The sequence below is a fragment of the Nocardia sp. NPDC058058 genome (genome assembly GCF_042885355.1).
In the GTDB taxonomy this organism is placed as follows: Bacteria; Actinomycetota; Actinomycetes; order Mycobacteriales; family Mycobacteriaceae; genus Nocardia.
The window spans coordinates 97,670-109,815 of the sequence record NZ_JBHVSA010000001.1 but is presented as its reverse complement, the minus strand read 5'-3'; the positions used below and the strand labels follow the sequence as shown (position 1 = coordinate 109,815).

Below are 12,146 nucleotides of genomic sequence, written 5' to 3'. Positions count from 1 at the left end.
GAGATACGTTGCAGCGCTTACAGGATCGCGTCGCGGTCGTCACGGGCGGCGGCAGTGGCATCGGGCTCGCCACGGTCAAGCGGTTCGCCCGGGAGGGCGCGAAAGTCGTTGTCGCGGATATCGACGCCACTTCCGGGCAGGCCGCGGCCTCGGAGGTCGACGGGCTGTACGTGAAGGTCGACGTCACCGATGAGGAACAGGTGCGGGCGCTGTTCCAGACGGCGGTGGACACCTACGGCGGACTCGATATCGCCTTCAACAACGCGGGAATCTCACCGCCGGAGGATGATTCGATTCTCACCACCGGATTGGAGGCGTGGAAGCGGGTGCAGGAGGTCAATCTGACCTCGGTGTACCTGTGCAGCAAGTACGCGATTCAGCACATGCTGGAGCGCGGTAAGGGTTCGGTCATCAATACCGCCTCGTTCGTGGCGGTGATGGGCGCGGCGACCTCGCAGATCTCGTACACCGCCTCCAAGGGCGGCGTGCTGTCGATGAGCCGTGAACTCGGAGTGCAGTTCGCGCGCGACAACATTCGCGTCAACGCGCTGTGCCCGGGACCGGTGAACACCCCGCTGTTGCAGGAGTTGTTCGCCAAGGATCCCGAGCGCGCGGCCCGCCGCCTGGTGCACATTCCGGCCGGGCGTTTCGCCGAGCCGGAGGAGATCGCCGCCGCCGTGGCATTCCTCGCCAGCGACGATTCCTCCTTCATCACCGCATCGCAGTTCCTGGTCGACGGCGGTATCTCCGGCGCGTATGTGACGCCGCTGTAGTGAGATTCAGGAGCCGACGGGGGCCTGCGCCCCCGGCGGCTCCTCGACGGTCCGCTTGGGCCCGGTGAACCAGCGCCGGGCCGAGGCGAACCACCAGATGGCGATCGCGCCGACCACGCCGACCAGTGCGATCGGGGCGTAATTCACCGAGTTCCAAGTGAATTCGGCATTCCAGGGATAGCCGCGATCATCCATCGGCAGGATGAACAGCAGGCTGATGAATACGATCCAGATCAGCGCGATGATCCCGACCGGGCGATACCAGCGGCCGAGTTGCCAAGGCCCGGTGTGGAATCGACTGCCGTTCAGCAGCCGCAACAGGATCGGAATGCCGTAGGCGATATAGAGCCCGATGGTGGCGACCGAGGTGGCCGCCGCATACGCGGTGGGAGCGTTCTCGGCGGGCACCAGCATCGACGGAATCAGCAGGATGAACGCGAATACCGAGACGAACAGCACCGCGTTCACCGGCACCTTGCGCGCCGACAGCTTGGACCACAGCGCCGAACCCGGCACCGCGCCGTCCCGCGAGAACGCGAACAGCATGCGCGAGGCCGCCGTCACCGAGGCGTAGCCGCAGAACAATTGGGCGATGGCGGCGATGATCAGCAGCAGTCCGGACCAGAACGAGCTGAGCGAGTTCTCCAGGATGTAGATCACCGGATAGCCGCTGTTCTTGGTCGGATCCAGCGCGTCATCCAGGTTGGGAATCGCGAAGGTCACCGCCATGATCAGCAGATAACCGGCGACCGCGGACACGATGATGGTGTTGATGATCCCCTTGGCCGCCATCCGCGAGGCGTCATGGGTCTCCTCCGACATATGCGCCGAGGCGTCATAGCCGGTGAAGGTGTACTGCGCGTGCAGCAGACCGAGCAGGAAGCTGAACGCGACCCCGCCGAAGCCGACCGAACTGTTGTCCACGGTCTGGGTGAAGACGAACCCCACGCTCTGATGGTGTTCCGCGCCGATGCCGAGCACCAGTACGAAGATCGCCACACCGCCGACATGCCACCAGGCGGAGATATTGTTGATGACCGCCGACAGATGCGGGCCGATGGCATTCAGCACCGCGTGCAGCACCAGAATTCCGGCGAACACCAAAAAGATTGCGGTGCGGTCGGTTCCGATATCGAGTCCGATCACATTGAGCACCACGGTGGTGAAAATGGCCGCGCCGTAATCGATTGCGGCGGTGACGGCGATCTGTCCGATGAGGTTGAACCATCCGGTGAACCACCCCCAGATCGGCCCGCCCAATTCCGAGGCCCACCAGTACAGTCCGCCGGAAGTCGGGTAGGCCGAGGCCAATTCGGCCATCGCCAGGCCCACGAACAGCACCATCACCGATACCAGCGGCCAGCCCCACGCCATGGTGATGGGTCCGCCGTTGGAGAGCCCGATGCCGTAGCTGGCGAGCCCGCCGGTCAGGATCGAGACAATGGTGAAACTGATGGCGAAGTTCGAGAATCCGGACCACGATCGGGCCAGTTCCTGTTTATAGCCGAGTTCGGCCAGCCGTCGTTCGTCATCGGACTGGGATTGTTCAACGCTCATGCAGACTCCCGCGTGAAAACGCCGCCCTCACACGGCGTTTGCCAGGAGCTCAGTGTGAAGTAAACATGCGTCAACCACACCGCGAATGTGTAAATCGACAGTTACCCATCGATTCGGCCGGCCGCGAACTTGGCGGCGATATCCTGTGCGGTCACCCTGGCGAGTTCGATGAAGAACGGCACGCGTTCGGGAATCATGAGCGTGACGGGTCCGCGCAGGCCCAGGGCGAATCGGCAGCGATCGTGCGCGTCGAGGATGGGCAGGCCGATGGTGCGGAAGCCCGGATCGAGTTCCTCGTCGTTGTAGGCGTAACCGCGATCGCGGGTGACGGTGAGTTCGCGGCGCAGTTCGGCCGGACCGGAGACGGAGCGATCGGTGCCCTCTTCATAAGGCAGGTCACGCAATTCGTCATCGGTGGCATCGGACCAGGCCAGCAGCGCCTTGCCGAGGGCGCTGGCGTGCAGGGGCAGGCGCACACCCTGGAGTTCGTGACCGTCGGATTCACGCCAGCGGCTGGTGCCCAGCAGCACGGCGTGAATACCGTGCCGGGTGGCGACCGAGGCGCTGGCCCCGGTGGTGTTGGCGAGCTGTTCCAGCGCGGGCTCGGCCAGGTAGATGCGGTGTTGCCGGTACGCGATCTGACCGTATTCGGCCAGTGCGCCGCCCATGCGATAGCGGCTCGATTCCGGATCCTTCTCCAGGAATCCGGCCTGCACCAGCGCGGTGAGCAGGCGATGCGTGGTGCTCACCGCCAGGCCCTGCTGCCGTGCGACATCGGAGACGCCCCGCTCCTCACCGCCCCGGAAACAGTCCAGGACGGATAGGGCGCGGGCGACGGTCTGTACGCCGGAAGCTTCCACGGTGCGACGCTAACACAGCCGCACCGCCGGAGCTTTCCGCTATGTGGAAAGTATTTCCGTAGCAGCCGAACTCGATCTGTCAAGCTTTCCGATCCACGGAAAGCATTACCTGGTCGCGGACCGCTCCCCTCCCTACTGTCCGGAGGCATTGATCGACAATCCGGAACAGGAGTCTCCACGATGTCCCGTAGGCGAGCCCTCATGCGTATCGCACTCGCGATCGTTCCCATCGCCGCACTCGTCGCAGGATGCGGTTCCGACTCCGGCGGCGGTGACAAACCGTCGATCGTGCTCAAGGTGGTCGACCCGGGCAATGAGGGGCCGATCGCGGTCGGCAAGCGCGACGGCACCTTCGACGCGGCACTGGCACCGCTCGGCGCGAAGATCGAATGGGTCAACACCACACCGGGTTTCAGCTCCATGCTGAAGCTGTTCAACACCAAGGAGCTCGACGTGTCGGGCGCGGCGTTCAGCCCGGTGGTGGGCGCGCTGTCCAAGGACGTCGGCGTGCGGATCGTGGCGGTGCAGGATCCGGCCGGTAAGGATCAGAGCGGCATCATCGCCTCCCCCGGTTCGGGCATCCGCTCGGTCGCGGATCTGGTGGGCAAGCGGGTCGCGGTGAATCCGGCGGCCAAGGGCGAGTACATCCTGCTCAAAGCCCTTGCGCAGGCGGGTATTCCGGCCGACAAGGTGACCCGGGTGCCGTTGCAGCAGAAGGATGCCGCCTCGGCGTTCGCCACCGGCAAGGTCGATGCCTGGGCTTCGTTCCTGATTCCGTACCAGGAGGCCAAGGCCAATGGCGGCATCGAGATCGCGACCGAGCAGAGCATCGGGTCGAAGGACAATAGCGTCGTCGTATTCCGCACCGAGGTGCTGGACAAGCATCCCGCCATCGCGGCCAAGTATCTCGAAGTGCTCCAGGGGCTGACGGCCAAACAGCACGCCGCTCCCGCCGATTTCGAGAATGTCTTCGAAACCACCGGTCCGCGTGCGCTTTCCGGAGCGCGACTGAGCGATGCCATCCGGGTCGGCGGTGAGGCCACGGTGCCGCGCCTGCCGTCCGCGACCGATGCGACCGATCTCGCCGATGTGGTGAACGTGTTCTTCGACAACGGCGTGATCACCCGCAAGATCACCGCGGCCGATATCTTCTACGACCTGAAGTCCAAGCTGAACCAGGATCAGTTGACGGCCATCAAGGCGGGCAGCTGATATGGCGGTGATCACCGCGGCTCCGGCCGCAGCGGTCCGGAAGGAGCCGGTACTCGCACCGCCGCGCAGCCGGGTCGAACGACGCAGGCCCGCTTGGCTTTCGGTGCCGCTGCGATTCCTGCTGCCCGCGCTGATCTTCGCCGCCTGGTGGATCGGGTCCGCGACCGGGGCGATCGAACCGCAGGTCATCGCCGGACCGCCGAAGGTGTGGAGCGCGTTCACCGAACTCGCGTCCAGCGGTCAGCTGGCGGACTTCGCCTGGGCCTCGTTCGTGCGCGCCGCCGCCGGGGTCGGGCTCGGCGTGGGTGCGGGGCTGATCCTCGGCCTGGCCGCCGGATTGTCCAGTCTCGGCGAGGAAGTGGTCGATTCGACCATGCAGATCGTGCGGGCGGTGCCGTTCCTGGCGCTGGCCCCGCTGTTCATCGCCTGGTTCGGTATCGACGAGCTGTACAAGGTGCTGTTGATCGCGGTGGCGACCGTCGCGCCGATGTACGCCTACACCTATCTCGGGGTCCGCAATGTGGATCGCAAAATGGTCGAGGCGGCACGGAGTTTCGGATTGCGCGGGCCGCGCCTGGTGCTCGAGGTGATTCTGCCGTCGGCGCTGCCGGGCATCCTGATGGCGTTGCGAGTGTGCCTGTCCATCAGCATCACCGGGCTCATCGCGGCCGAACAGGTCGGCACGCGTGAGGGTGTCGGATATCTGGTCTCGCTGGCGCAGGAATACAACCGCACCGACTACATGGTGTTGTGCGTGGTGCTGTACGCGGTGCTGGGTCTGATATTCGACGGTGCGGTGCGGATCGTGGAGAAGCTCGCCATGCCGTGGCGCAAGCAGGTGGCGATCCGATGAGCACCGCGGTATCGATCACCGGACTGCGGAAGTCGTTCGGCGACAAGACCGTTCTCGACGGCGTGGATCTCACCATCGAGCGCGGTGAGTTCACGGTGCTGCTCGGGCCGAGCGGTACCGGTAAGACCACGCTGCTGCGCTTGCTCACCGGGCTCGAAGCGCCCGATGCCGGACGGGTGCTGGTGCCATCGCGCCGCACCACCGTCTATCAGGAGCCCCGGCTCATTCCGTCCAAGCGGGTGCTGGCCAATGTGATTGTCGGGCAGCGGCGTTCGCGGGAGAACCGGGACGCCGGACTGCGCGCGCTGGCCGAGGTGAACCTGGACGGCAAGGCCAGGCAGTGGCCCGCGACGCTCTCCGGCGGCGAGGCGCAGCGCGCGGCACTGGCCCGCGCGCTGGTGCGCGAACCCGAATTGCTGTTGCTGGATGAGCCTTTCGCGGCGCTGGACGCGCTCACCCGGTTGCAGATGCAGGATCTGGTGGGCGATCTGGTGGCCCGGCATCGTCCCGCCGTGCTCATGGTGACCCATGACGTGGACGAGGCCATCCGGCTCGCCGATCGGGTGCTGATTCTCGATCGGGGCCGATTCGCCGTCGACACCGTCATCGACCTGCCGCGTCCCCGCGATCGCGCGGACGCCGAAACCCTGCGGCTGCGAGCCGAATTCCTCGATCACCTCGGTGTGCGGCCGACCGCCGCGCACTGACCCTCTCTTCAGGAGCGATCATGACCGAAACACTCTGGTACACCCGCTGCCCGGTCCCGACCGCCAGCGGCCTCGCGCACAGCCTGGGCTGGCTCGGCGATACCGCCGCCGCCTCCGGACTGGAATTCGGCGTATTGCAGGACGCCGGACCGGAATTGGCCGGACATCACTTCCTGCACGATCTGTCCGGGCTGGTGCGCGAGGGCGGCAATGTGCCCGCCATCGCGGCTCGCGCGCAGGGTTCGCCGACCCGGTTGATCGGGTTGACCTGGATCGACGAGTCGCAGGCCATTCTGGTCGGACCGGATTCCGAGGTTGCCGGACCCGCGCAATTGGCGGGGTTGCGGCTCGGCATTCCGGCGTGGGCGCAGGATCAGGCGCGGAGCTTTCCGCGTGCCATGGCACTGCACGGCTTCGCCAGCGCGCTGCGGCTGGCCGGGCTGACCCTGGCGGACGCCATCGTCACCGAGGTCACCGTCGAGCGGAATCCGCAGGTGCGCACCGCGGTTCGGGAATCGCGCCGCGATGTCACCTGGGGCGTCGAGGAACTGCTGCGCGGTGAGGTGGACGCCATCTACGTCAAGGGCGCGCGGGCGCAGGAGGTCGCACGGGAACACGGTTTGCGGGTCGCGGTCGATCTGGACGCCACCGAGAGCAAGCGGCTGCGGGTCAACAACGGCACGCCGCGGCCCATCACCGTGCATGCCGATCTGCTGGAATCACGGCCCGAAGTGGTGATCGGGTTCCTGGCGCAGAGCCTGCGCGCGGCCGATTGGGCGGCCGGGAATCTGGACGGCGTGCGCGAGGTCCTGCAGCGCGAAACACTCTCCGGGCCGCTGGGTGTCGCCGCCGCGTACGGTGAGGACTTCCATCGCGGACTGCATCCGTCGCTATCGGATGAGCGCCTGGAGCTGATCGGGATCCAGAAGCAGTTCCTGTACACGCACGGCTTCCTGGCGGCTGATTTCGATCTCGAAAGCTGGGTCGCGCGCGAGCCTTTGGAGCGGGCTCGGGAACTGGTGGCCTCGGGGCAGGTGCCCGCATGACCGAATTCCTGTGGCGGTTGCCCAGTCGGGGTGATGGCAGGCATGTGCGGCCGGAGACGCGGCATCGCGGGGGTTTCGGCGGGCCGCCGCCGCGCACCCCGGCCACCGATGTGCGACCGGGTAGGTTCGGGCCGTTCGACGACCTGCATCAGATCATCGATGCCGCCGAGCTTTCCGGACTGGACGGGGTGCTGGCACCCTACGATCCCGCCGGCGAGGAATCGTGGATCGTGGCGGGCGGAGCGCTGCGCGCCACCCGGTACGGCCGCGTCGTGGTCGAATTCCAGCCCGCGTTCGGCACTCCGGTGTACGCGGCGAAGATATCGGCCACGCTGCAACAGCTTTCGCACGGGCGACTGGGCTGGCGGCTGGCGGTCGACACGGACGCCGACGACGCCCGCACCCGGGGCGACCGCGTGGCGGGCGAGGATCGCTACGCCCGGGCCGCCGAATTCCTGACCGTCGCACGCGGGGTGTGGAATGAGACACCGGTCCCCGGTGCGGGATTCAAGGGCACCGGATTCGAATTCGACGGCGAGTACTACGACGTGATCGACGGCGGATTCCGGGGCATTCTCTCCGGACTGCCGTTCCCCACCGTGTACCTGTCCGGGACTTCCGCACCCGCGCTGGAGCTTTCGGCTCGGCACGGCGACGTGCACCTGTTCACCGAAACACCCGAGGGCATCGACGCCGCCATCGCCGAGTTGGGCGAGCGGGCTGCCGTGGCCGGGCGAAGCGTGCGAGCGGGACTCGAGATACCGATCATCGCCCGGGAGACCGAGGAGGAGGCGTGGGCGCGGGTACACCGGCAGTGGCATGAGGTGCAGGACGAAACCCCCTCCGGCGCTTTGACTCTCGACGGCAACCGCTGGGCCGGATTCGGCGAGCTGGGCTATGCGCAGCCGATCGGCCTGGTCGGCAGTTACGAGCAGGTGGCCGAACGACTTTCGGCGTATCGCGACGCCGGGATCGACAGCTTCGTTCTCGTCGGCCATCCGCAGATCGAGGAACTGCATCGCACCGGCGAACATCTGCTGCATCTGGTGGATCCGGCCGGGCGCACTCTGGTTCAGGAGGCCACGGCATGACCATCGACACCTACTGGCGGATCGGCATGGAAGGCGATCACGCGTCGCTGCGCACGCCGCGCCGCTACAACCGCGGGCATGCGGGCGGATACGGTCCGGGCAATATCGCACCGGGCATTCGCGGCGGGGAGCTCGACGGGTACGCCTACATCGACCATATCGCCGCTGTCGCAAAGGCTTCCGAGGCCGCCGGATTCCTGGGCGGACTGCTGCCCTCGTTCCCGGTCACCGATGATCCGTGGGCGGTGGCGGCCGCACTGGCCCGCGAGACCACCACCTATCGGTTCATGGTGGCGTTCCAGCCGGGCTTCTTGCATCCGGTGCAGGCGGCTCGCATGTCGGCGAGCCTGCAACGCGCGACCGGCGGGCGGCTGGTCTACAACATCATCAGCGGCGGCGGCGGACCCGCCCAATTGTGGTGGGGCGACAAGGTGTCGCACGACGATCGGTACGCGCGCACCAGTGAGTTCCTGGACGTGCTGCGCGGGGTGTGGGACGGTGCGCCCTTCGACTACGACGGACGGTTCTTCCAGACCGAAAACGCCGCGCTGGCACCGGGATTGGCGGGCCAGCCGTTTCCGGAGGTGTACTTCTCCGGCTCATCGGGTGCGGCCGTACAGGCGGCGGGACGGCACGCGGGCTACTACCTGTCCTGGCTCGAGCCCTATGCCGATCTGCGCGCGAAATTCGACGGCGTGCGCGCGCACTCCGAAATCACCGGCCGCACCCCGAAGTTCGCGGTGCGCATCGATATCGTCGCCCGGCATACCGAGGAAGCCGCCTGGGCCGAGATCGAGAAGGGCTGGGCCTTCGTCGACCGCGATGCCGCCAACCGCGCCGCCCAGGGTGATTCCGTCGGCGCGGCTCGCATCAAGGGCTGGGTTCCCGAAACCATCACCGGCTACCGCGATCTCGAAGTCCAGCCCAACGTCTGGTGCGGTTTCAGCCTCATTCGCGGCGGCCCGGCCTTCGGCCTGGTCGGCAGCTACGAACAGATCGCCGAGCGCCTCGACGAACTCGTCGACCTCGGCGTCGACGCCTTCATCCTCGCGGGCAACCCGCACCTGGAAGAGGCCTACCGCGTCGGCGAGGAGGTCCTGCCGCTGCTGGGCCGATCCCGCCTCACCGCACCCGATTCCACCCCCGCACTCTCACTCGCGCACTGATCCCGGTCGCGACCCCTACCCGAGGAGTATTCATGTCCCTGCGTGTCGGCTACTTCCCGCACAACAACTCGCTGTTCGTGCTGCGGCATCGCGGCATCCTGGAAACCCGTCTGCCCGATGTGGAATGGGTGGATCTGCGCACGCTGCCGCGTTCGGAGCGGGTCGATCCGAAGACGGGTCTGCCCTCGCTGCACTCGGATTGGCTGTTCACCGAGGGCGGCTACGACTTCATCGGCACCGGTTTCACCCCGCCGGTGACCGGTCTGGCCAATGGTCGCGATCTGGTCTACGTGGGCATCTCGGGCCCGCGCATCGAGAACGGCCGCCTGGTCACCAAGGCCGACAGCGGAATTCGCACCGTCGCGGATCTCAAGGGTAAGCGCGTCGGTATCGCGCACGGGTCCTGGCAGACCACCCTGCTGCTGTTCGCCCTGGAGAAGGCGGGCCTGACCTGGTCCGATATCGAACCCGTCGACACCGACGTCCGCGATGGCGGCGACGCCCTGCTCGCCGGTGACCTCGATGCCTGGACCGGGGCCTACCCCGGCCTGACCGCCGTCGAGGCCGCGGTGGAACTGCACACCCTGGTCGATACCGAATCGGTCTTCAGCCACCCGTCCCTGTGGTTCACCCGCCGCGATATCGCCGAGAACCACCGCCCGGAACTGGAGGCCATCATCGCCTCCCTCCAGGAATCCGACGCCTGGATCACCGCCAATCCCCGTGCGGCGGCCCAGTATTTCGTCGATGACATCATCGCCGCGGGCGGCACCGCCGACCTCGATGCCTGGGAAGCGGCCCTGCGCGGCCGTCCCTTCGGCGTCAACGCGGTCACCGAGGAATTCCTCGACGAGCAGCAGCACGCCGCGGACCTGCTGGCCGCCAACGGCCTACTCCCCCGCACCGTCCAGGTCCGCGATGCGGTGGTGCCGTGGATCAACCAGGCGGTCGAGGAGACCAAGTCCGGCACGACTGTCTGAGTCCACGGCGTGGCATAGGCGATCTTCGCCGTATCCACCCCGGCAACACCGCGCCGATCGTACGATCGGCGGACGGACCGGACGTCCGTTCAGGTCAATGTTGCCGGGGTGATCGCCTATGCCGACCGTGGTATTGGAAGCCGAAGGGCTGGTCAAACGGTACGGCGGCGTGGAAGCGTTGCGGGGGGCCAATTTTCAGGTGTCCGCCGGAGAGGTCGTCGCGCTCATCGGAGATAACGGGGCCGGGAAATCGACCCTGGTGAAATGCCTTTCGGGAGCCGAGCAGCCCGATGCGGGGCGGATACTGCTCGATGGCGAGCCGGTGCGAATGGCATCGCCGACGGCCGCACGGCGGCTCGGGGTGGAGACCGTGTACCAGGATCTGGCGGTCGCGCCCGATCTGGATCCGGCGGCGAATCTCTTTCTGGGGCGGGAACTTTTGCGGCGCGGGCTCCCGGGCAGGCTCGGCATGCTCGATCGCAGGCGAATGAGAAGCCAAGCGGCCGAACACTTTCAGCGACTCGGGGTGGTGTTGCCGCGCGCGGATGTGCCGATCGGCGCGCTGTCGGGCGGACAGCGTCAGACCGTGGCGGTGGCGCGGGCGGTGCTGTGGGCCAGCAAGGTCGTCTTCATGGATGAGCCGACCGCCGCGCTCGGTGTGGTGCAGCGTGAGCGGGTGCTCGAAGTCATTCGGCGCGTGCGGGATCAGGGTATCGCCGTGGTGCTGATCAGCCACAATATGCCCGAGGTGCGTGCGGTCGCCGATCGCGTCGAGGTGCTGCGGCTGGGGCGGCGAGTGGCGCGCTTCGGCTCCGATGCCACGCTGGAGCAACTGGTCGGGGCCATGACCGGTGCGCTGTCGCCCGAGGACGCGGCATGAGCGAGGAGACCGCCGAACTGCCCGCGCCGACCCGGTGGCAGCGGCTGGCCGGTGCGAGCACGCTGTGGATCGGGATCGTGCTGGTGGTGCTGTACATCGCGTTCAGCATCACCAGTCCGAACGCGTTTCCGACGCGGTTCACCTTGCAGACGCTGCTGATCGAAACCTCTGTGCTGCTGGTGCTTTCGATCGGTATGACGTTCGTGATCGTCACCGCCGGAATCGATCTGTCGGTCGGCATGGTGCTGATCTTCTCCGGGGTGCTCGCCGCGAAAACCATGGAGCGGCTGAGCCCGAACGGGGATGCCACCCATGCCGGATGGGGACTCATCCTGCTGGGACTGCTGATATCCATTGCGGGCGGGGCGCTTTGGGGACTGATCAACGGATTCCTGGTGGCCAAGGCCAAGATTCCGCCCCTGATCGTCACCCTTGGTTCCTTCGGAGCGGCACTGGGTTCGGCACAGCTGATCACCGGCGGTGTCGATACCCGCACCGTCCCCGGAAAGCTGCGCGATTCACTGGGTTTCGGCACCGTACTGGGCGGCATCCCGGATCTGGTACTGGTCGCCGCCGTGGTCACGGTGCTCGGGGCGTGGCTGCTGCACACCACCCGATTCGGGCGGCACACCTATGCGATCGGCTCCAATGCCGAGGCGGCCCGGCGCTCGGGCATCAATGTCACCCGGCATCTGATCCTGGTGTATCTCATGGCCGGAATGCTCTCGGGCCTGGCCGGTTTCATGAATCTCGCATACTTCGGCACCACCACCATCGCGGGCCACGGCACCGACAATCTCGATGCCATCGCCGGTGTCGTGATCGGCGGTACCAGCCTGTTCGGCGGGGTGGGATCGGTACTCGGCACCGTGATCGGGGTCTTCATCCCCTCGGTGCTGCGCAAAGGCTTCGTCATCGCGGGTGTGCCGGTGTTCTGGCAGCCCATCGCGGTGAGCGTCGTGCTCGTGGCGGCGGTGTGGTTCGACCAGTACCGCAGGCGGTCACGGGACCGGTAACAACC

Annotated in this window: 12 protein-coding genes; 10 read left to right on the top strand and 2 right to left on the bottom strand. The window is 66.7% G+C overall.

Features of this window, described 5'->3' with window-relative positions:
• Nucleotides 1-8: 8 nt before the first annotated feature.
• Nucleotides 9-773: a 3-oxoacyl-ACP reductase gene (locus ACFVUS_RS00530; protein ID WP_387760981.1), complete on the top strand. Its 765-nt coding sequence runs from the start codon at nucleotides 9-11 to the stop codon at nucleotides 771-773.
• A gap of 6 nt (nucleotides 774-779) precedes the next feature.
• Here the strand turns inward: ACFVUS_RS00530 and ACFVUS_RS00525 are convergent, their stop codons facing one another.
• Both ACFVUS_RS00525 and ACFVUS_RS00520 read right to left on the bottom strand, forming a co-directional pair.
• Complete coding sequence (locus tag ACFVUS_RS00525) at nucleotides 780-2,330, bottom strand: amino acid permease (RefSeq protein ID WP_387760980.1); 1,551 nt, start codon at nucleotides 2,328-2,330, stop codon at nucleotides 780-782.
• A gap of 101 nt (nucleotides 2,331-2,431) precedes the next feature.
• Nucleotides 2,432-3,190 carry an IclR family transcriptional regulator gene (locus ACFVUS_RS00520; RefSeq protein ID WP_387760979.1) on the bottom strand — a complete coding sequence of 253 codons (759 nt, stop codon included), beginning with the start codon at nucleotides 3,188-3,190 and terminating at the stop codon, nucleotides 2,432-2,434.
• A 180-nt stretch (nucleotides 3,191-3,370) separates the two neighbouring features.
• Here ACFVUS_RS00520 and ACFVUS_RS00515 point away from each other — a divergent pair, with 180 nt between their 5' ends.
• From ACFVUS_RS00515 to ACFVUS_RS00475, 9 genes are all read left to right on the top strand, one after another.
• Nucleotides 3,371-4,402 (top strand): NrtA/SsuA/CpmA family ABC transporter substrate-binding protein, encoded by a 1,032-nt coding sequence (locus ACFVUS_RS00515; protein ID WP_387760978.1) that lies wholly within the window; start codon nucleotides 3,371-3,373, stop codon nucleotides 4,400-4,402.
• Nucleotide 4,403: 1 nt separating this feature from the next.
• The gene (locus tag ACFVUS_RS00510; RefSeq protein WP_387760977.1) at nucleotides 4,404-5,255 is read left to right on the top strand and encodes an ABC transporter permease; all 852 of its coding nucleotides are present in this window, start codon (nucleotides 4,404-4,406) and stop codon (nucleotides 5,253-5,255) included.
• Entirely contained in the window at nucleotides 5,252-5,962 is a 711-nt protein-coding gene (locus ACFVUS_RS00505) for an ABC transporter ATP-binding protein (protein WP_387760976.1), read from the top strand. The genes ACFVUS_RS00510 and ACFVUS_RS00505 overlap by 4 nt, the downstream gene beginning before the upstream one ends.
• A gap of 20 nt (nucleotides 5,963-5,982) precedes the next feature.
• The gene (locus ACFVUS_RS00500) at nucleotides 5,983-7,008 is read left to right on the top strand and encodes an ABC transporter substrate-binding protein (protein ID WP_387760975.1); all 1,026 of its coding nucleotides are present in this window, start codon (nucleotides 5,983-5,985) and stop codon (nucleotides 7,006-7,008) included.
• Entirely contained in the window at nucleotides 7,005-8,099 is a 1,095-nt protein-coding gene (locus tag ACFVUS_RS00495) for an LLM class flavin-dependent oxidoreductase (protein WP_387760974.1), read from the top strand. The genes ACFVUS_RS00500 and ACFVUS_RS00495 overlap by 4 nt, the downstream gene beginning before the upstream one ends.
• The gene (locus ACFVUS_RS00490) at nucleotides 8,096-9,265 is read left to right on the top strand and encodes an LLM class flavin-dependent oxidoreductase (RefSeq protein ID WP_387760973.1); all 1,170 of its coding nucleotides are present in this window, start codon (nucleotides 8,096-8,098) and stop codon (nucleotides 9,263-9,265) included. Before ACFVUS_RS00495 ends, ACFVUS_RS00490 begins: the two co-directional genes overlap by 4 nt.
• Before the next feature lie 32 nt (nucleotides 9,266-9,297).
• A complete protein-coding gene (locus tag ACFVUS_RS00485) occupies nucleotides 9,298-10,245 on the top strand; it encodes an ABC transporter substrate-binding protein (RefSeq protein ID WP_387760972.1) in 948 nt (315 codons plus the stop codon).
• Between the two features lie 118 nt (nucleotides 10,246-10,363).
• The gene (locus ACFVUS_RS00480) at nucleotides 10,364-11,125 is read left to right on the top strand and encodes an ATP-binding cassette domain-containing protein (RefSeq protein WP_387760971.1); all 762 of its coding nucleotides are present in this window, start codon (nucleotides 10,364-10,366) and stop codon (nucleotides 11,123-11,125) included.
• Nucleotides 11,122-12,141: an ABC transporter permease gene (locus ACFVUS_RS00475; RefSeq protein ID WP_387760970.1), complete on the top strand. Its 1,020-nt coding sequence runs from the start codon at nucleotides 11,122-11,124 to the stop codon at nucleotides 12,139-12,141. Before ACFVUS_RS00480 ends, ACFVUS_RS00475 begins: the two co-directional genes overlap by 4 nt.
• The last annotated feature ends 5 nt before the right edge of the window (nucleotides 12,142-12,146 follow it).